Source organism: Bradyrhizobium sp. CCBAU 25338 (genome assembly GCF_028128965.1).
Lineage (GTDB): Bacteria > Pseudomonadota > Alphaproteobacteria > Rhizobiales > Xanthobacteraceae > Bradyrhizobium > Bradyrhizobium liaoningense.
Genome location: NZ_LFKY01000033.1, coordinates 21542 through 41954 on the forward strand (window position 1 = coordinate 21542; position 20413 = coordinate 41954).

The 20413-nt window shown below is 63.0% G+C and carries 15 protein-coding genes; 6 read left to right on the top strand and 9 right to left on the bottom strand.

Translation table 11 applies throughout. From position 1 onward, the window contains the following. Positions 1-16: 16 nt before the first annotated feature. The 4 genes from ACM42_RS13235 to ACM42_RS13250 form a co-directional block, all read right to left on the bottom strand. Positions 17-1906, bottom strand: a complete 1890-nt coding sequence (locus ACM42_RS13235; protein WP_271528334.1) for a TRAP transporter large permease — start codon at positions 1904-1906, stop codon at positions 17-19. Between the two features lie 15 nt (positions 1907-1921). After that, entirely contained in the window at positions 1922-2941 is a 1020-nt protein-coding gene (locus ACM42_RS13240) for a TRAP transporter substrate-binding protein (protein ID WP_271528335.1), read from the bottom strand. 990 nt (positions 2942-3931) lie between these two features. Beyond that, positions 3932-4492 (bottom strand): hypothetical protein, encoded by a 561-nt coding sequence (locus ACM42_RS13245; RefSeq protein WP_271528336.1) that lies wholly within the window; start codon positions 4490-4492, stop codon positions 3932-3934. A gap of 21 nt (positions 4493-4513) precedes the next feature. Then, complete coding sequence (locus ACM42_RS13250) at positions 4514-6304, bottom strand: caspase family protein (protein WP_271528472.1); 1791 nt, start codon at positions 6302-6304, stop codon at positions 4514-4516. A 258-nt stretch (positions 6305-6562) separates the two neighbouring features. Here ACM42_RS13250 and ACM42_RS13255 point away from each other — a divergent pair, with 258 nt between their 5' ends. From ACM42_RS13255 to ACM42_RS13270, 4 genes are all read left to right on the top strand, one after another. Next, on the top strand, positions 6563-7252 hold the full coding sequence (locus ACM42_RS13255) for a methyltransferase family protein (protein ID WP_271528337.1): 690 nt from the start codon (positions 6563-6565) through the stop codon (positions 7250-7252). Positions 7253-7622: 370 nt separating this feature from the next. Further along, positions 7623-9506, top strand: coding sequence for a caspase family protein (locus ACM42_RS13260; RefSeq protein ID WP_271528338.1), 1884 nt, complete (start codon positions 7623-7625; stop codon positions 9504-9506). A 138-nt stretch (positions 9507-9644) separates the two neighbouring features. Then, entirely contained in the window at positions 9645-10661 is a 1017-nt protein-coding gene (locus ACM42_RS13265; protein ID WP_271528339.1) for a hypothetical protein, read from the top strand. A gap of 91 nt (positions 10662-10752) precedes the next feature. Continuing rightward, positions 10753-11931 (top strand): hypothetical protein, encoded by a 1179-nt coding sequence (locus ACM42_RS13270; RefSeq protein ID WP_050995166.1) that lies wholly within the window; start codon positions 10753-10755, stop codon positions 11929-11931. Positions 11932-11950: 19 nt separating this feature from the next. Here ACM42_RS13270 and ACM42_RS13275 read toward each other — a convergent pair whose 3' ends face one another. The 3 genes from ACM42_RS13275 to ACM42_RS13285 all read right to left on the bottom strand — a co-directional run bounded on the left by ACM42_RS13275 (position 11951) and on the right by ACM42_RS13285 (position 16297). Further along, a complete protein-coding gene (locus ACM42_RS13275; protein ID WP_271528340.1) occupies positions 11951-12613 on the bottom strand; it encodes a DUF4384 domain-containing protein in 663 nt (220 codons plus the stop codon). A gap of 19 nt (positions 12614-12632) precedes the next feature. Continuing rightward, positions 12633-14423, bottom strand: coding sequence for a caspase family protein (locus tag ACM42_RS13280; RefSeq protein ID WP_271528341.1), 1791 nt, complete (start codon positions 14421-14423; stop codon positions 12633-12635). A 140-nt stretch (positions 14424-14563) separates the two neighbouring features. After that, positions 14564-16297 carry a hypothetical protein gene (locus ACM42_RS13285; protein ID WP_271528342.1) on the bottom strand — a complete coding sequence of 578 codons (1734 nt, stop codon included), beginning with the start codon at positions 16295-16297 and terminating at the stop codon, positions 14564-14566. A gap of 159 nt (positions 16298-16456) precedes the next feature. On the opposite strand from ACM42_RS13285, the gene ACM42_RS13290 reads away from it, so the two are divergent. Both ACM42_RS13290 and ACM42_RS13295 read left to right on the top strand, forming a co-directional pair. Beyond that, the gene (locus tag ACM42_RS13290; protein WP_271528343.1) at positions 16457-16738 is read left to right on the top strand and encodes a hypothetical protein; all 282 of its coding nucleotides are present in this window, start codon (positions 16457-16459) and stop codon (positions 16736-16738) included. Between the two features lie 98 nt (positions 16739-16836). Beyond that, on the top strand, positions 16837-17817 hold the full coding sequence (locus ACM42_RS13295; protein WP_271528344.1) for a DUF4424 domain-containing protein: 981 nt from the start codon (positions 16837-16839) through the stop codon (positions 17815-17817). 7 nt (positions 17818-17824) lie between these two features. Here ACM42_RS13295 and ACM42_RS13300 read toward each other — a convergent pair whose 3' ends face one another. Together ACM42_RS13300 and ACM42_RS13305 are read right to left on the bottom strand one after the other, a co-directional pair. Next, positions 17825-19636, bottom strand: coding sequence for a serine/threonine-protein kinase (locus ACM42_RS13300; RefSeq protein ID WP_271528345.1), 1812 nt, complete (start codon positions 19634-19636; stop codon positions 17825-17827). Next, positions 19633-20409, bottom strand: coding sequence for a PP2C family protein-serine/threonine phosphatase (locus tag ACM42_RS13305; protein WP_333921685.1), 777 nt, complete (start codon positions 20407-20409; stop codon positions 19633-19635). The genes ACM42_RS13300 and ACM42_RS13305 overlap by 4 nt, the downstream gene beginning before the upstream one ends. Positions 20410-20413: the final 4 nt, after the last annotated feature.

Below are 20413 nucleotides of genomic sequence, written 5' to 3' on the forward strand. Positions count from 1 at the left end.
CACTCCTTAAATCGCGTCAAAGAAATCCGATCGAGATCCAGGGGAAGATCGCGACGATGATCAATCCCACCAGCAGCGCCAGTAGATAGCCCCAGATCGGCCTGATGCCCTCAGCTGGATCGACCCGTCCAATGGCGCAAGCGGCATAATAGCCCACGCCGAACGGCGGGGCGAATAGCCCGATACCCATGGCGAGAATGATCACCATGGCATAGTGCACCTCGTGCACGCCGACGGCGCGGGCGATCGGAAACAGCAACGGTCCGAACAGCACGATGGCCGGAATGCCCTCCAGCACGCTGCCGAGAATGGTGAAGGCGAGGATCGAGACGGCAATGAAGGTCGCCGCTCCGCCGGGCAGCCCCGTCATGGCGGCCGCCAGCGAACGCGAGAAGCCGGATTGGGTCAGGCCCCAGGCCATGCCGGTCGCCGTGCCGATGATCAAGAGGATCGCGCCCGACAGCGCCGCCGTCTCGACCAGCATCGGAAACAGCCGCCGCCAGTCGAAGCGGCGGTAGACGAGGAGGCCGACGAGGGCGCCATAGACGATGCCGATGGTGGAGACCTCGGTCGCGGTGGCGATGCCCTCGACGACGGCGTAGCGGATCACGAAGGGCAGCGCGAGCGCGGGCAGGGCGACGATGAAGGTCCTGCCGATCTCGGATGCCGTGGCGCGGCGGACGTGACTCATGTCCTCGTGGCGGTAGCGCCACCACACCAGCATGCACAGCGTGATCGCGAGCACGACGCCGGGCAACAGGCCGCCTGTGAACAGGGCTGCGATCGAGACGCCGGTGACCGAGCCGATCGTGATCAGCACGAGGCTCGGCGGAATCGTCTCGGTCTGGGCGCCCGTCGCCGCAAGAAGCGCGACGAGGTCGCCAGGCTTGGCACCGCGCTCTTTCATCTCGGGAAACAGCACGGGCGCGACGGCGGCCATGTCGGCGGCCTTGGCCCCGGAAATGCCGGAGACCAGATACATCGCGCCGACCAGCACGTAATGCAGGCCGCCCCTGATATGGCCGAGCAAGCTCGCCAGGAACGCCACCATGGCCCGCGCCATGCCGGTCATCTCGATCAGGAGGCCGAGGAACACGAACAACGGCACCGAGAGCAGGATGAGGTGGCTCATGCCCTCGTCCATGCGCCCGACCAGCACCATGACCGGCGTGCGTGTGGCGAGCGCGAGATAGCCAAAGATGGCCAGGCCAAAGCCGAACGCAATGGGAACACCGGCAAAGACGCAGAAGCCGGCAACGCCGACGAAGAAGATGACGAGGTTGAGATTGCCGAGCGGCCGCAGCAGCGGCTCCGCCAGCCAGAACAGGCCGATTACGGCAGCAACGGTGACGAAGGCAGTTGCGACCATCCGGTAATCGGCCGCGCGCAGCAGCCGCAGCAAGGCAAAGGCCGCCATGAGGCCGATACCGGTCGGCAGCGCGGCGGCGCGCCACATGTTGGAGATCTGGAGCGCCGGGGTGGTTATGTAGCTCTCTTCGTAGGCATAGTCGAAGGACGGCCAGACGATCAGCGCCAGGAACGCCAGCGCCGCGCAGGTTGCGACCAGATCGAGATAGGCCCGCATCGCAGGCCTGGCGCTCGCGACGATCGCGGTCATGCGCATGTGCTCGGAGCGGCGGAAGGCGACCGCCGCGCCGAGCATGGCCAGCCACAGGAACAGGATCGAAGCGAGTTCGTCGGACCAGATCAGCGGCCGGTGCAGGCCGTAGCGCGCGACCACCCCGGCGAACAGGATCACGATTTCGGCGACGACGAGAATCGCCGCCGGGACTTCGACGAGGAGGCCGAGCACGCGTTCCGTTGAGCCCAGCAACGAAGGTCGGCGAGGGGACTGCACAGCCACCTCGCCCGTTACTTCGGTCACCTCAATCTCGATATGAGCCATGACGGCCCCGACGCGTTACGACAGCTTGCCGACGGCCTTCTCCAGGAGGTCCCAGGCCTGGTCGCCGTATTTGCCTTTCCACTCGGCATAGAAGCCGGCGGCGCGCAGCTTGTCCCGGAACGGCGCAACCGCGGGCTGGTTGAAGGTCAGGCCCTTGCCCGCGAGTTCCTGCTGCAGGCTGGCATTGAGCTTGGCGGTGTCCTCGCGCTCCTTCACGGCCGCGGCGTTGATGTTCTTGGCGACGATGGCGCGCACGTCCTGCGGCAGCTTTTCCCAGGCCCGGCGGTTGGCCAGGAACCAGAAGCCGTCCCACATGTGGTTGGTCAACGAGCAGTATTTCTGCACCTCGTAGAGTTTTGCCGTCGAGATGATCGCGAGCGGGTTTTCCTGGCCCTCGACAATCTTGGTCTGGAGCGCCGAATAGACCTCGCTGAAATTGATCGAGGCGGGCGCCGCATCGAACGCCTTGAACATCGAGGTCCACAGCGGCGACACCGGCACCCGGATCTTGAAGCCCTTCAGGTCGTCCGGCCCGGTGATCGGCTTGGTCGACGACGTGGTCTGGCGGAAGCCGTTGTCCCAGATCTTGTCCATGACCTCGAGGCCGGCCTTCTTGATCTCGCCGCGGACATGGGCGCCGAGATCACCGTCCATGGCCTTCCAGACCGTGTCGTAGTCCGGGAACGCGAAGCCGATGCCGTTGATGGACGCCGCCGGCACCAGGGTCGACAGGATCAGTCCCGACAGCGTGAAGAACTCGACGCCGCCGGAGCGGATCTGGCTCAGCATGTCGGTGTCGGACCCGAGCTGGTTGTTCGGGAAGATCTGGAGGTCGAACTTGCCGCCGGTCTCGCTCTTGATCGCCGCGGCCATCTCCTTGGCGCGCACGTTCATCGGATGGGTGTCGGGCAGGTTGTTGGCATATTTGTAGGTGAACTCGGCGCTCTGGGCGCGGGCCACATGGGGCGCACTGAGGCCGCCCAGGACCGCGGTCGCGGCGGAGGCCTTGAGAAGCGTGCGTCGGGAAAAGCTCATGGGTCTGCTTCCTCGGAAGGTTTGTTGTTGTTCTTGAGATGCAAACCTATATGGACGGTCGGCCCTTCAGGTCATCTGCGATCTCGCGAGGCCTCGCTTATTGCAGCCGGACAACGTCACGGCAATATCGGCTTTCGGCATACGGGGCCCATTTCAAAATCTGAAAAACAACCCCATGCACAGTAGCCGTCAAGAGCTGGGGCGACGGTCAAGGCGTGGACCGAAAACCGCGCTCCAGTGAACGTGTTGCACCAGGAACCTCGCCTAAATATTTGATCTGATTGTAGATAAATATATTCCATAATATACCTTATGCGAATTAGAGATTGGGCGCGCAGCGTTCCCGCCTGTTGAAACTTCTCTCCTGATCCGCGTCTGCTTTCGGCTCTTTTGAGCCTAGCCCCTCTACAACGCATCGAGCCGCAGGCCTTCCCATTCGAGGAGGTTCGCCGGACGATAGGTCTGCGCGCCAACGCTCAAACACCGAGGTGTCGACGGTCTCTTTCATCCTGAGCGTCGTGGCCTCCAGACCGACGGGACGGTAGAGCGATTGAGGGCGGTGCCTGAACTCGCCGTAGGAGTTAGTGACGGGCGGCATGACCTGCGCCGTGTCGATGACGACCTCATCTCGGAACGCGAGGCCGGCGTATTGGTCCATAGGCGATTTCAACGGGCGCTACGCCAACGGGGCGCTCGCGTATCCGCCATCGAGAAGATCCGGCCGTCTAACAGCCGCGCACGACCGGCAGTGCATGTGATCCTGGCCCTCGCGGCGGAGGTCAATTACTGCCCTGCCCTTAGCGGCTGCCTTCACATGAAAATGGAGAACGGCGCCCCTTACGGCGAATTCGTAGGGCGAGTGCTCTGAGGGTAAAGGGCGGGGACGCGCCCTTCTCCGAGTTGTCGAAGAGTTGTTTGCGTGGGATCGGGCGCTCCTGCCCTTTGGGAAGATCATGGCTCGCAGCGAGGATGGTCAAATCCGATGGCGGCCTAACCGCCAAATCTCTTGACGAGCTTTGAGCCCTTGGCCGTGCTGATCTGCTGGCTGGTCAAGTCGCTTCCCGCGCTCAATCCCTTCACCATGAGGTTCTTGACGCGCTGCGCCGCCTGCTTCTCGTTGGAATAGTCGATCTCGACGTGATCGAGCTCCATCAGATGGCCGAGTTCGTGCGCCCAGGCGCGTCCATTGGCGTGGTCATTGCCATACCACTGGACGAAGCTCGCGGGCTCGGGAGAGCCATTCGGGTATGAACCTCCGCCGGCGTTCAGACTTGCGATCGAATTGACCAGGAAGATGTGGACCGCATTGTCCGCGTCGTGCCGGGACGCGAGAACGCCCAGCAGGACCTCATCGCTGCTGCGCCTGCTCGGTGCCATGTCGAGCGGTTTGTCCAATAGGCAATCGCTGATCACGAAGGCGATCTTCGCCTTCGACCAGATCGTATTGACGACATCGAGCGCCTTCTTCGCTGTATCGCAGTCCCATTGCGCAGGCTCGAGGACGCCCCTGTTGGCGAATGGGGTGACATAAAGTCTAAGCGGAATGGACATGCGCCGGGCTACCGATCAGTCTTACGGCAGGAAGAACGGTATGAAGCCGATTCCGCCACCACCACCACCACCGCCGCCTCCGCCCGCGTTAGCCTCGGGCTTCGGCGGCCTTGCAGGCCGTGCCGGAGCTTCTTCGGGGTCCCTGTTCCTGCGCTCGAGCTTTGCGGATGGTGTCGGACGGGCCCTGCGCTTCTCGCACTCATCGTCATTATTCAGGAAGTAGCCCGCGGCGCAGGTGATCTTGACACACCGATCTCCATCGCGTTTCTGGCCGGATCCGCAAATTATCGGGCAAACCCGCGCCGATTTGAGCTTGATCGCGTCGAGCGCCTCAGGGCTCGCAGCCTTTGCATCGAACGTGGTGCCGGCATTCTTGTTGTACAACTCGAGCGAACGCCGTGAGGCCGCATCCCAGTCGCCATCGGCCGGTCCGCTAAAGCAACCGACCCGGCGCAACTCGGCTTGCACCGATTTTGCAAGCTCGGCCTTGGACGGCGGTGCCGGCGCGGACGTCTGTGGAGCTGGCAGCGCGGCCACTTTCGCATCCGAGTTCGGGGGAGCCTCTTGCGACGGGTCGGACCCAGCCTGAGCGCCAATTCTCGCGACGGCTATTTCAGCTTCCCGGCGACGCTGCTCGGCCTGCGCGGCCAATTGTTGCGCGGTTTCTCTGGCCTTCTCCGCTTCGGCACGAGCGTCCTGCGCTGCTTTCAAGTCCGAGGCGGCTTTGGCCAGTTGTGTCTGCTGGGCCCCCTGGTTGACGAGCCGCGCCTGCTCCTGCTCGGCCTGGCGGGCCTTTTCCGCTGCGGCCGCGCGCTTATCTTCCGCATCGATCTTGGCGAGCTGCAGCTTGGCCAGATTTGCGTAGTAGCCGTCCGGATACTGGGCAAGGAAGTAGTTCAGCGCATCCTTGTTGCCGATCTGCAGCGCGAGCTCGTAATCGTGCCGAATTTCTGCACGCGCCGAGACCGGTGGAGTTGCAGGCAGCGGTGGCGGGGCCGGTTGAGGCGCTGCGGCGGCCGCTTCCTTGGCCAGTGCCGGCACGAGCGGCACATCATCGCCACCAAGCGTACCGTACACATAGGGCTCCTGCTTGTTGCCGGTCGCCTTCATGACGTCGTCGCGGACGAAGCCGAACACCCGGCGCAGGTCCATGCCTGGAGTAGCGATATATTTCACCAGTGCCGAGGCATAGGGGCTGTTCTTGCTGCCACCGTCGGACGCCGTCGAGCCAGCCTTGGCAGCGAAAGCAACCAGCGTATTCGAGGTCGCCGGCTCGATCCTGGCGAGGCCCCGGCTGACAGCCCGCGAGCCGACCGTCCGCTTCATCTTGTCGGCGAAAGGATTGTTGCGGCAAGCATCGAGGATCACGAGCCGCAGCTGCCGCGCCGGCTCGATCGCCAGCAGCACTCGCTCGAGCGAAAAGGCCTCGTCGTACACATCTGTATCGCGCTCGAGCGTCGCATCCGTGGGGATCAGGTAGTTCGTACCTTCGAGCTCGATCCCGTGGCCCGCGTAGTAGACGACGGCGACATCCGAGTCGCGCGCCACATCGGCAAAATCACGCAGCGCACGCCGCATCTCCGATGCCTGGAGATCCGTGCGGGTCTGGACGACGTCGAATCCCGCTCTCTTCAGGGTTCCCTCAACGATCGCAGCATCATTGGCTGGGTTGGCAAGCGCTGCGGCGTTCTTGTAGGCCGAGTTGCCGATGACAAGCGCGACACGGTTCGCAGCCCATGCCGGCTGACAGACAATCAGCGCAGCGAGAAGAAACAGGGTACGGCGCAATGCCACAGATCGGTGCAAATGCATGGCAGTACTACTTCTAGATTTTCTTCTTCCATCATTTGTGTCGTCACGACAGAAGCGGTTCAATGCGATCTCATGATCCGGCTGTGGAACCCACAGGGATGGCATGACTGCGCTGGCTGGCCGGTCAATTGACCTCACCGCAAGCCTGCCGTTTAATGAGGCAGGTTTCGAACAGGCGAGATCACTCCCGTGACTGGCGCGAAGCTCGATCAGGCGGGAACAGCGCGGAAGGAGATTGCCGGGCGCGGAGGCAATGCCTTGTTGGATTGGACCGCCAGGGCCGTTGTCGTGATCATCTATGGCGGGTCTGCTGTTATGGGCGCCGCCAGCGTCCCTCACCTGCTTCCGCCGGACAATCTCCACGACGGGCTTGCGCTTGCGGCCAGAATTGCCAACATCCTGTTCCTCGGCCTCGTCGCGCTGACAACCATCACCAGGCTGACGCCGATCATGAAATCGCAGGGCATCGAGACGCGGGTCTCAGCCTTGCTGGGTACTTTCTTGAGCATCGTCCTCGCATTTCTTCCGAAGGCAGAGCTCGGGCCCGTCTGGTCGGCTGTGTCCTCGACGTTGGTCTTGGTGGGTACCTCGCTCTGCATCGTGGTGCTCCGCTGGCTCGGCAGATCCTTCAGCATTCAAGCGGAAGCCAGGCGTCTTGTGACGGAAGGGCCTTATCGGATCGTCCGGCATCCTCTCTATCTCTGCGAGGGGATTGCCCTCGTCGGCATAACACTCCAGGTCCTTTCACCGCTTGCCGTCCTCGTCGCCATCGTGATTGTGATGATCCAATGCCGGCGGATGATCAACGAAGAGCGGATCCTGAGGCGGGCATTTCCCGAATATGCCGCCTACCGCACGACAACTCCTTTTCTGATCCCCACGTGCCGGGCGATCGGCCGAATAGGCCGGGGCCAGGCACCGGCCAAGGCGATCGATCCGCACGCCTGACACCACGCTTCACATCCGCTCGATCTGCAACCAGGCGGAGTTCGATCCGAACCGACTTTCGGCCTTCTTCAGCGCTTCAGGCAAGCGATCGAACAGATCAGTAAAAGTAGACATATCAACAATTTACCTCAAAGAACCGGAGTGCGAAGAGCGCCGGCGCGACCGCTCGCAGGCCCCGAACAATCGTCCGAGGCCCTTGAACGCGTTCACTGGAATACGCGACCAATATCAGGAATGGATCGGGCTCGAGACTGTTCCTTGCACGAGCCAGGCGGTCGCCAGGAGCTATGAGTTTAGTCAGCATCTGCGCGGCCATGCCAACTTCGTTGACGCTCGCTACCATTCTTCGGCTGATGTTGGACGTCGCGCCATGAGCAATTACACGCAGATCAAGTTGTACGCTCTTCTTCTTGCTGCCTTGCTGTTCCTGACCGCTCAGCCTGCTTCCGCGACAAAGCGCGTCGCCCTGGTGCTTGGCAATGCCACATATCAAAACGCTCCCCTGCTTCCCAACCCGGCCAACGACGCCGGCGCCATCGCTGCGACGTTGAGGGCCGCGGGATTTGACGTGGTCGACTCGAGGCTCAACCTCGCAGCGATGGACATGAAGCGCGCCCTGAGGGATTTTGCAGATCAGGCGCGCGACGCCGACATCGCACTCGTCTACTACGCAGGCCATGGGATCGAGATCGATGGCACGAACTATCTGATCCCAACCGACGCCAGGCTTGAACGTGATACGGACATCTACGACGAGGCGTTCTCGCTCGACCGTGTCCTGATGGCGATCGAGCCTGCAAGGCAGCTACGGGTCGTGATCGTCGACGCGTGCCGCAACAATCCTTTTGCCGACACGATGAAGCGAACGGTCGCCTCGCGATCGATCAGCCGCGGGCTCGCCAGGGTCGAGCCAACGGTCTCCAATACGTTGATCGCCTTCGCCGCGAAGGCCGGGTTGACGGCGCTCGACGGCAACAGCCAGAACAGCCCGTACGCGGCCGCACTGGTCAAGTATATCGCAAAGCCGGGCCTCGACCTGCGCAGGGCCTTTGGGTTCGTCCGCGACGACGTCCTGCAAGCCACGGGCAACCGGCAGGAGCCTTACGTCTACGGCTCGTTGGGCGGCGAGGACGTTGCGCTCGTGCCTGCTCCAAAGGCCGTGGAGCCCACGCCAGCGGCGGCCAACCCCCAGTCGGAGGTTCGCCGTGACTACGAACTGGCGCTGCAGCTCAACAACAAAGCCGCTCTGGGCGCATTCCTGACCCAGCATCCAGACGGATATTACGCAAGCCTCGCCAAGCTTCAGCTCAACCAGATCGAGGCGGAGGAGGCACGGGTTGCGGCGACCGAAAAGGCGCGCCAAGCCCAACAGCAGCAAGCCCGGCTTGCCTCCGAAGGCGCCCTGCGCGCAGAGCAGGAAAAGGCGGCCGCTGATCTGAAGGCTGCGGAGGACGCCCGCATTGCGGCCGAAAGAACAAAACTAGCTGCGCAACAGCAAGCGGCCGATGCCGAGCGGAATCGGACCACATCCGAGGGATCGATAAGCGCCGCGCTCACTCGGAACAAGGCCGCCGTCGAGAATTCCACCACGGCGAGCCCGCCTCCAGCCGCTGTGGCCGCTCAGAGTGACACAGACACGAAGGTCGCCGCTCTGAGCGCCGGGCCGCAGCAGGCCGATCCGGCCAGGGCCGATATCCCTCAGGCCGATCTCGCCAGATCGGTACAGAGCGAATTGAGCCGTGTCGGATGCTTCACCAGTGCCGTCGATGGCGAATGGAATGCCGCTTCGCAGCGCTCACTCTCGCTCTTCAACCGCCACGCGGGAACCAAGTTCGACACGAAGCTTGCGAGTCTCGATGCACTTGACGCAATCAAGCTCAAATCGTCGCGGGTCTGTCCGCTGGTCTGTGAACGCGGCTACAAGGCCAATGGCGACCAGTGCAGCAAGATCACCTGCGCCGAGGGCTCGTTCCTCAATGACGACAATGAATGCGAGAAGCGGCGCGGCAAGAAGCCTGTTGCAAACCGCAACACGGGCGAGCGCCCGGCCCGCGCGGATCGCCCGGCCCGCGAGAGGTTTACGCCGGCTGCGGAGGCGCCCGCGCCACGGCGACAGGCGACTGCCAAGGGAAGCAGTGGCAGCATCTATTGTGACCAGCATATTTGCCGTCAGGTCAATCGTGGCTGCCGCCTCGAATACCGGGGCGGTGGAGGTCCCGGCGGCAACACTGGGAATGTCGAGGTCTGCAACTAGAGCCTTTTCCGTTCCGATGGAATCGGAACGGGGCTCTAGACTCTTGTTTTGACGCGTTTTCTTGACGCGAACCGGTGTCCACTTCGCTCGAAAACGCTCTAGCGCCACGCAAAAGAGGTGTCCGAAGGAGTGACCTGAGTGACAACCTGCGAGCTGGAGCAGAAAGATGTCGGCACCTTTCCGGGTGTGACGCTCTTCACGAAGCGGCAGGCGCCCGGCATGAGGCCGACGGCGGTCTATCTTCCACCGAAGCACGCAACGGCCGCCACCAAGTTCGATGTCGTAATCTGGCTACACGGTTTCTATGTCAGGGATCATGAATACCTGTTCCGGAACGATCCTGCGCGTCTGCGCGAACAGGTCCGGGATTCGGGAAAGGATGTCGTGCTTGTCGCGCCATTCCTGGGCTACGAATATGCCGTCGGTGACACCTTTGCCGGAAACTACAGCGTGAAGGATCTGGCTTCTGCCAAATGGGGCGAACGCTACCTGGACGAGATCCTCGGGGCTCTTGCCAAGTTCGTGGCGCCTGTCGCCAGCACCGGCAACGGCAACGGCACCCGGAGCATACCCGAGCTCCAGGTCGGCAAGCTCATCATCGCCTGCCATTCCGGCGGCGGGAGCGGCATGCGCAACCTGGTCGGAAGCCTCGGAAAGTATCAGCCGAACCTGTCGGCCTGCTGGGGATTTGATTGCCTCTACGGCGCCAAAGTGCAACCGGACGACGCCACGTTCTGGTACCAATGGCTGTCGGGCCAGAGCACCTGCGCGCTCGAAATTGTCTATGGCCCGACCACCCTTTCGCAATCGGTGAAGCTGGACCTGGTCGGACGCGGACTCGCAACGCTCGACGGCAATCGTCCTCCGTCACAGCGCCCTGCTCTCAAAAACCTGACTGTGAGCGTGGGTCACTATGATGCATTTCCGGCCTTCGGGCAGATGGTCAGGGTCAATGATCTGGATCCGGCCTTCGTCGACCGCTTCATGATCCCGCAGGTCGCCGACAAACCTCCACTGGGCCACAAGCCGGCGTCGCGCAATGGAGAATTCCTCAAACAGGCGATTGCCAACGTTCGCGGCGCTTTCCCCTTTCCGAAGGACATTCACTACATGATTGCCCGCGGCGGTTTCTACAGCCGCCTGAGTAAGCTGTAGCGTCGCAAAGGCCCTCCGGCGGGCACGAATTCGCCAGTCACCGGCTCGCTGCTTAACCTTGGCTGTGATGATGCGAGGAGACACGCAGGACATGACGGAACCACCTTTCGATCCGAACACCGCGCCGAGAGCCGGCAACTCGGCTCAGGACCGCGCCGCGATGCGAGCGGACATGAACAAGGTCGCGCTGAAGCTGCGCGAAGCCGGCATTCAGCTTTACGGATTCTACAAGATCCACGACCTCGTGCCGTACTGGAATCCGCTTGGCTTCGATTTCATGTGCGACAACTGGCGGCAACTGCTCGATGCCGCCGGCAAGGCACCGCGGCTAGGCTCCGACCAGATCAACATGCCGGGCTACGATCCGTGGCTGCAGGCCGGCGTCAAGAGCGTCGGCTTCACGCAGACCGGCAAGGCTCCGCACGTGCATCTCGACATTGCGATCGATCGGCCCGGGCTCTGTCGAATTTACATCCTGGAGAAAGACGAGGAGCGACGTCTCGACGCCCTGCGACGGGCCCGGGTGGTCACCGCGAGAGATACCGACGTATTCAGGAAGATCCACCGGCGGGTGGAGGGTCTCGGCATCGATCTCGACGATCACATCGGCTCGCACCTGGAGGCGGGGCGGCTCGTGCTCGATGGCATCAATTTCGTCGCCAAGGATCACCACCGTCTTCTCGATGCGCTGACGAACCTGAAATATCCCGCCGGCAACAATGTCTTTTTTCGCGGAGAGAGATCCGGCCGCGGTCATTTCTTCGGCATGGCCTCATTCCTGGCCACCGACGGCATCGGCTTTCGGCAAATCTGGCAGACATTTCCGGAGGAAAGACCGGTCGCAACACCAGATCCGCGTACCGGACCGGCGATGGATCCCAAGGCTTCCGGGCGGTTCGGCGATTCACCGAACCTGCCGGATCTCACCTCGGTGCACTGTGCCGTGTCGAACCGGATCTGCAACGTCCATATCGACGAGATGGGCTTCGTGGTCACGGACAGCAAAGGCACCATCATCGTCGACCCTGACGCGCTGCGGCACATCTTCGTCGAATTGCTCTGGAAGACCAACCTGCAGGGCAAACTGCCTTTCTGGGCGCTCGATAACGTCAATTTCATCATCCCGAGCTCGCCAAACGACTTTTCCCGCGTTGGAGTCAGCGTCGACATCGCGAAGTTCGGGCGTGTCAAGATTGCGCTCAACGGGAGCTGCTCGGCCGACGGCAAGATGGAAGCAGCCGGCACGCTCACGCTCGGGTTCAAATTCTGAGACAGCTGACAGCCACGGCTCACTTGATGGAATAGGACTTGACGTCGAACGACCAATTGTTTGGCACGAGTTTTCCGCTGCCGCCGTCCGGCACACGCAGCTCCCTGGTCCACGCCGACAGGTAGCTCAACGTATCGGCTTGATTCTGTAGTTTGCGCGGGAGATCCGGCAAATCGAGCAATTGCACGCGCCGTTCACTCAGGATCGCAACCATGACGGCCGAGCCGGTCGGCGGTGCGACGACATATTCAAAGCCACGTTGCCGCCCTGCCGGAGTCGGCACAACAAATTGCACACCGGGCTTGACGAGATTGATGTCGCGGCCATCCGACTGCTCCAACAATTCGGGAGTCGGAAAAATCTGGGACATCCGTCCGTCCGCATCGACATCCACCAGAATGAGATAGCCTGCCTTCTTCGCAGTCACTCCGAATGACACCTTGCCGCCAACGTCGACGGTCAGGCCGGGCAGGATCTCAAGGGACACACTTGCAGCATTGCTCTGCGTGGCGCTGGACCGTCCGCGCGTCGCCTGGATGCGCCAAGACCATGGTGCGCTCGCCAGGCTCGCATGTAGAGATTCCGGCCGCAGCGGCGCCGCGGGCGCGGCCCCGCTTCCCGCCAGCAGCAGGGCGAATGCGAAGCATACTCGTTTACGGCGGATCAGCTCCGATCGCCACATGGCTCTCCCCAAACAGATGTCAGGGAGCGCTGAAAAAGCCGATCGAGGCGATCCGCGCGTCCGCAGGCAGATAGCGCTCGAGGTTCTTGATCAAGTGCCCTGAGGCACGTCGCCGATTGAGCTGAATCAGGACGGTCTCGAGATCGACCATGCGCCGCTGCGAGGTTACAGCAACGACCTGCTCGGCACCGAACGGCTCACCCACCCGGAGTGGCAGCCGCAAGTTCGACGATTTGGCCACTGCCGCATCTGTACCCACCGGGTACAACATCTGGATGGTACCGTCGCCGGATACATTGAACAGCAGCAATGCCCTTGAAGCCACGTCGGACAGTTCGACTTCGATGGTCTGACCAGCGCGCTGCTGTCGATCATCCGGCCAAATACGCATGATCTGCGGCGATCGGGTCGCCATTCGCTTGAGCTCCCGCATTGCTGCGGTGCGATCCACCACAGTCGGCAAATTGGCCACGTCCATCCCATAGGCGACGACATCGCCCCAGGCGATCACGTCATGCGAGACGGGGTCCCAGATCAGGTCGGGATTGTCCGTCGGCTGAACGGCCTGCACGGTGGCGTCCTTCGGCGTCATGCCGGCGAAATAGTTCATCTTGCCGTCGAGCGCCGCCAGACGGATCGGTGCCGTGAGACGGAGGGGCGCCGGTGCGGCGACGGTCGGGGCTGCAGCAGTCGGAGCGGCGACGGGCGCAACCGTATTGGGTGCAGCGGCCAGCGTCGGCAGCGCCGGAGCCTTGGTCGTCGCAGCCGGCGGGGCAGCCGCCTGTCCATCAGCAGCCTGACTGGAGGCCGTCCTCGCGGCCGGGCCCTGAATCAGCACCACGCCGCGCGTCAGCTCGAAGGCGACGGCGGTCTCCGGCGCCTGCGCCGGTGACGATATCGTCACGATGTTCTGGCGCTGGTCCGAGAGCTGATAGACCACCTGCCGGACATTGGCGAAGAGCTCCTTGAGCGTCACCTTGCCATCGCGATTGATGTCCGCGCTGCCCTCCACTGCCCGCGCCACCGCATAGCTGAGAGCCCCGCGCAGCCCATCGATCCCGGGAATCCGTACTTCGGGCGCCTTGGTGTGGCGATCAACAGCGGCGAGGAACGCCGTATGGTCGAGATCGAGCTCGGACTTCGGACCGTTGCTGTCCGATATCGGTTTCAATTCATCGACAAGCAACGTGTAGCGCGGCACCTGCCGGAAGCTCATCTCTGCAGCCCGCGGGTCGATATCGCGCACCATTCCGCCGCCATGGCAGGTATCCGCAACGAAGATCACCTTCGCGCCGCGCAACTCGAGCTGCCGGATGAAATGGTTGAACTCGCTCCCCAGAATGCGCTCGACTGAACCCTTCGGCGTGGTTTCGAAGCCGGGCAGCAGGAACACGTTCTCCATCCCATCGGGCTCCGAGCCCTTGACGCGCTCAGGCTCCTGCGTGCCGTGGCCGGCGATCGACAGGAAGACGAGGTCATTGTTCTTTGTGCGCGTCACCAAGGCACTGATTTCACGCAAGACGCTCGCCCTGTCCGCTTGGGCATTGGTCAACTCGACGACATCGCTAACCCCCATCGTCTTCAGGCTGGACACGAGATCTCCAGCGTCAGCGACTGCGCCCTTCAGTTTGCGGACGTGCTGGTAATCGTCGATTCCGATCACGAGCGCGCGCACGGCCGCCCCATCCGGATTGCTGATCGCCAGTGCTTCCGCTGCCTGGGCGCGCTGCAGCGGCAGACCGATCACCGCAGCAAGCGCGATGGCGGCAGCGCAGCAGATCCTGTACTCAAATCCTCTGGACCTTCGCATCGTGATCCACCTCGATGTCATGCAAGCCGGTTCCCGAACCGCGCCGGTCCGACGTGGCGGTGACACGTCGTCCGAACGTCCGGGATCCAGTCTGCGAACAGCATTCGCTACCCATCTGTAGCGCCAGTGACACACATGGTTCAGCGCCTCTTGGTCGCGGTTTTGGCAGCCGCCGATTTGCGGCCCGTCGGCGCATCGGAGTCCTGGTAGACGTCAGCTGAAACGGTTGTCTGGTCATCGGCGAAGGCACGGAAGCGAACTGGAGTGTAGCCACGCGCAAGCAGGCTCGCCAACGGATAGATGTTGCGGCAAACGCGTCCGTTGCAGCCGCCGGTCGAAGATTCCATCACCTCCGCCTTGCGATCCGGCGTGAACCGCAGGAACAACATCACATGGGAGCCGGGCTTGTTGAGTGCATCGCCGGGCTTCAACTCCCAGGGGTTCGTCACAGGCGCAGCGATCGCGGGAATGGCGGCGGTCGTGTAGTGGACCGAGAGTCCCCACGTGGCGCTGACGAACGCCGAGCAGTCGACGCCCGCCACATCCGGCCTCGGCGCGTTGCGGGTGCAGACATTCCCGGCCAACGTGCCGCTCTCGATGCGCTGCCGGAAGTTTGCGAGCGAGCCGTGACAGCCCCAGCAATAGGGTACGCCGCGTACCTCCTGGTTTACCTTGCCCTGAAGGTACCATGGGCGGCGAATGCGGTTGAATCCGCTGCACTGGCTGTCCGGATCGTTGCCATAGTTCGCCTGCGTCAGCTTCCACTGCACACCCTCGAACGCAAACGCGGTCTCGATCGCCTGCTGGCGATTTGACGGCCGCACCGCCGCTGTCGCATTGAACTTGCTATTGTTGTAGGGCTGCGCGGTTGCCGTCCGCGACGGCCGTGCGTCGATCACCGACGCGTTGCGCAGGGGGCGGAAGCCGACGCCAACCACATCGACACCGTTTGGCTTGGTTCGCAGGAAATAGACGTCGCCGTCACCCGAGATCGTGACGAACCGCCTCGTCAGCGGGGTGTTCTCGAGAGGCAACTCGTAGATTCCCTCGAGCCGGCCGTTGGCGGCATAGCGCACGACGAAAGTGGATGCGTTCTTTCCCGACGGCGGAATGTCTTCGGCCAACACATAGAAGCGATCGCTATTGTCGATCTCGAGGAACTCGACCGTACCGAGCTGGTCACGCACGCGCAGGCCGAGCGCGCCAATGGTCTCATTGGTGACCATGGTCTGGATCTCGATCCGCACGCTGGAATTGCCCTTGTCCGGGATGATATCGGCGATGACCGAGCCCTTGCTGCGGGACGCGACGTACTGTCGGTCGGGCTGCCGGCCCGTTTTGACGACGGCCGCGCGGGTGTTCTGGTCGAGCAGCTCGGTCGCGCTGCCGGGTGGCTGCGATCCCATCTGGGCGAAGGCGGAGATGGCGACCTGGTCGTCCGTGCCGCGGCTCGAGACTTCCTCAAGTTGGATTTCGTCGCCACCGAGCCCGCGCGTGGACTGGTCTGGCGCCGCCTTCAACGTGCGGACGCCGCCGTCCCAAACCATGATGTCACCGTTATGAACGACGAGATCGGTCGGCTGTACATCCCTCGGCATCTTGAGGACGTCAGGATCGGAATTCGGTTGCTTGGGATCGAACTGGAGAATGCGTCCGTTGACCTGATCGAGCACGAACAGGTTGCCCTGCCCGTCGGCACTGAGCGCCTGAGGGCCTGCCAGTTCCACATCCTCGCCGGCCGGGACGATGCCGACCATGGAGGCAGCCGAGCCGCCCGAAAAGCTCCGCACGACGGTGTCCTCGGCGTGCGTCCCGGTGGCAAAAATGCTCGCACCGGCGATGAATACCCAGATCCAACTCGTTGGACGAAACATGTTCGCCTCAATGTGCCCGAACCGATTGTCGCGCCAGATCGACTAATCCGAGATGCCGTTGATGCGGCGCGTCAATTAGTGGTGAGCAATCTCAATCGCGTTCAATTCTATCACCGGACGGTGATAGCCCGAATGTCTTCAGCTTGCGGTGCAGAAATCATGGCCAAGAATAGATTTGAGCAGGTCAACGAGATCCAGCCCGACGCCATTACGCTGGTCCTGAAACGCGACCTTGACGGCGCCACCGGATCGGTTGTGATGCCGGCTGCCAGCAGCGGCGGGAGGCTGTCCAATGACCAGGTCAGCGCCCCGTTGCCGGCCCAGGACGCCTTTCGCGGCGCGATCCGGCTGGCCAATGACGTGAAGCTCGCGATCGTGGTGTGCGATCCGGACGGCGTCTGGAAGCCCGAATGGGGCGATCTTTACCGGGCCCTCGACTGATTCATTGCCGGGCGGACCGGCACATGTTGCGACGCCGTATGGAGACGAGCATGCTGAACGGACCCCTGCCCCGCGCGTCGTTGCGGGTCCGAGCCTTGATGGTCGCGCTGTTGGTTGCGACCAACTGGCCGGCACGGGCCAACGACTCGGCCGCCGAATTGTCGATCGGGGGGCTCCAGTTCGTTCGCACCCGCGATGTGGCCATGGAGAGCGAGGACCTTCGTATCGCACTCGACAGGATCATCGTTCGCTATCAGTTCGCCAACGTCACGAACAAGCCGGTTACGCTGACTGTTGCCTTTCCACTGCCCGACATCGACCTGTCGGAGGCCGATAACATTGCGCTGCCGTCGAACGACCCGGTGAACTTCGTCGACTTCGAGACCAGGATCGACGGTAGCCCAGCGCCGCTGACGATTGATCAGCGCGCCATGATTGGCGACAAGGATGTCAGCGCACTGCTCCGCCAGCTCAAGCTGCCGCTGTTGCCCATCGGCAGCCGCGAGATCCGCGTGACCGACCTCCCGGCAGCAACCCGAACCCGGCTTGTGGACGAGGGGTTATTGATGCCTGCCGGAAAGAGCGACAACGGCCGTCAGCAATATGCTCCAGGCTGGGTCACCAGGACGTCCGCCGTGCGCCAGCAGGTGTTTCCGCCTTCCCGCACCGTCGTCGTCGAACACCAGTATCGGCCCAGCGTCGGCTCCAGCGCTGACACCATACTGCGCCCGGGCCTGCGCCGCAGCAACGCACTCGGCCCGGAAGTCGCGCGTTACCGGAAGGATTATTGCGTCACGGACGGGTTCCTTGCCGAGCTCGACAAACGCGCCGGCGACGGCACGGCCAACACCGCCAAGCTGCAGGAGAGGCGCATTTCATACGTGCTCAAGACCGGCGCAAATTGGGCCGGGCCGATCCGGGCGTTCAAGCTGACCATCGACCCGGGTGGCAGCGACCGCATGGTCAGCTTCTGCCAGGGCCGGCTCAAGGCGCCCCCGACCGGAAACACGCTTGAATATACGGCAAGCGATTTCAAGCCGGATACCGACCTGAAGATCCTGGTGATTGGAAAATTCTGAGCGCCGATCAGTTCGTAAGCATCACGTAGCGCGCGGCCGCGGTGATCGTCACGTGGTTGCGCTGGGCGTCACTCAGCGCCTGCAGGAAGAACGTGTCGGCAGCGATCGGCCGCGGCTGGCGCAACGAGTCCAGAACCTGCGGAGTCGCTACGGCCAAGATCAGTTGCGGACCGCTCGCGCGCGGGACCGGGAGCGAAAACGACAGCGAGTCAATGCCCGGCTTCAGAAGGTAAGACAGGCTCTGCACCTCACCGCGATCCGATACCACGAGCAGTTCCACCACACGATTGGCGAAGTTCTCGATGGTGCCGTTGAGGATTTCGCCAGCCTTCAGTTCCGTCGCTGACAGGGTGACGCGCGGCACTCGCATCTGATCGTTTCCTACCTGGCTCAAGAACTTGACGGCCGGGCACTGGGCCTGGGTCACCTGCCTGACACCGACCGAAGCCTCAAATCCCTGGTCCCGTCGAAACGCCTTGTCGAACGTATCGAACGGGGCCGTCGAGGCGCCGAAGCCTTCGATCACGGCGGCCGTTTGACTGACCGCAACCGGCAAGATGAAGAAGCAATCGCCGCCGGAATACTGAGTTACATATTTGCGGATGCGTTCGGCTCGTCCCTGCCCCTCGGCTGGCGGAGTGGGTGTTACCGCTGGCGGTGGTGACAGCTTCACCGACTCCTGACGTCCGAGCTGTGGTGCAGGGGACTCGACTTTCGGCGGCGACATTGTCCCCGCGAGTTTCGGAGGCGGCGGCAAGGCCGCCACGCCAGGCGCCGACCAGACCAGCTTGTAGAAGGCATATCCACCCGCGCCCAACAGGAGCAGCACCGCGGCTGCGCTCGCATAGAGCCAGAGACTCCGCGGCCTCCTCTGCGCGGTTGAGGGCGCCCTGTCCTGCCAGGCCGGCGCCGCGCTTTCCGGCGGCGCCAGCGGATCGAAGCCGGACAGCGGCGCGGTGGATGTCTGAGGCGGACCTGTCGGCGTCCATTTGGCGACCTCCGCCATGGTCGCACGCAACGCCGGATCGGGCTGCAGCATCCGCTCCAGCAAGGGCCTGATGCGCATGTCTACCGCACCGAGATCGGGCACACGCCGGCGCTTCTCCACCAGTTGAAACTGGCTTCCGCCCATGTCGAGCTTCTGTCCGGTCAGCGCATGGAACAGCACGAGGCCGAAGCTGTAGACGTCGGACTTCGCTGTGATCTCGTTGCCGTACAGGCCGACCTGTTCCGGGGACGCGTAGTTGTCCTTGCCGGCGAAGCCCGAACCGATGATGGTCTTGTCACCCATCTGGGTCGATCGGGCGATACCGAAATCGATGATCTTGGCGCGTCTCACATCGTCGAGCGGCACGATGATGTTGTCCGGGGAAACGTCGCGATGGATGATGCCGTGCTCGTGGGCGGCCTCAAGTCCCGATGCAACGCGCTGCATCAGCTTGACCAGCGCCTCGAAAGTCAACGGCCCTTCGTCGAGCATGTTCGAGAGCGAACGGCCGTTCACGAACTCCATCGCGAGATACGGTCGCTGCAGCACGGGCTCCACGGTGAACAGGAAGTAGCGAACGATCGCGTCGTGCGGGAGATTGTGGAGCGCCGCTGCCTCACGCCGGAACAGCGCGAGCGCGGCCTCGTTGTCGACCATGTCGGGCAGCAGCATTTTCACCGCAACCGGCGATCCGGTCTGGATCTCACGGCACTTGTAGACCTCACCCATGCCGCCCGCGCCGATCACCGCTTCGATCTCGTAGATGCCGTTGAGGCGGGTGCCGGGCGGCACACCGCGGTAGCCCGACGGGAATGGATCGTTGACGGTCATGGTTGCGGCTCCCGATCCAGCGGCGATCTTGTCGGTTCCGAGGATCGCGGCACCAGCAGCCGCACAACCACGATCGTCACGTTGTCGAGCCCTCCCCGATCAAGAGCCAAAGCGAGCATGTCATCGCAAGCCGCCTGGGCGTGCCGCGTGATCGCATGCTGCAGGATCTCGTCGTCCTGCACATGCTTGGTCAAGCCGTCGCTGCAGATCACGAAGACGTCTTCCGGCTCGGCCGGACCTGTCACGACCTCGAACTCCGGATCGTCGGCGACGCCAACGGCCCGCGTAATGGCATTGCTCGGCCAGTCCTTGACGTCTTCGCGCGACACCGCGCCGCCGGCAATCAGTTCCTCCAGCTCGCTGTGATCATGCGATACCTGATTGATGCTGCCCCGGTTGACCAGGTAGACCCGGCTGTCGCCCGCCCATATGCAGGCATAATAGCCGTCGCGCACGAGCAGAACCGCCGCCGTGGTGCCGACGGTGGCACCCTGCCGCTCCTTGCTGAGCGACAGGATCTGCCGGTTCGCGTGGAACAGCCGCTCCTCGCACTGCGCCAGCAAGTCGGCGGCCGAGTCCGGCAAGTCGATCGTATCAAGCGACTGCACGACGATGCGGCTGGCGAGATCGCCGGCCTCGTGACCGCCCATACCGTCGGCAACGGCCCACAGGCCGACATCGGTCCGGACCAGGCATGAATCTTCGTTTCGCGTCCGCACCCGTCCGGCATGAGTGACGCTACCGACATCGAACAAGGAAGGGACATGCACCATCGCG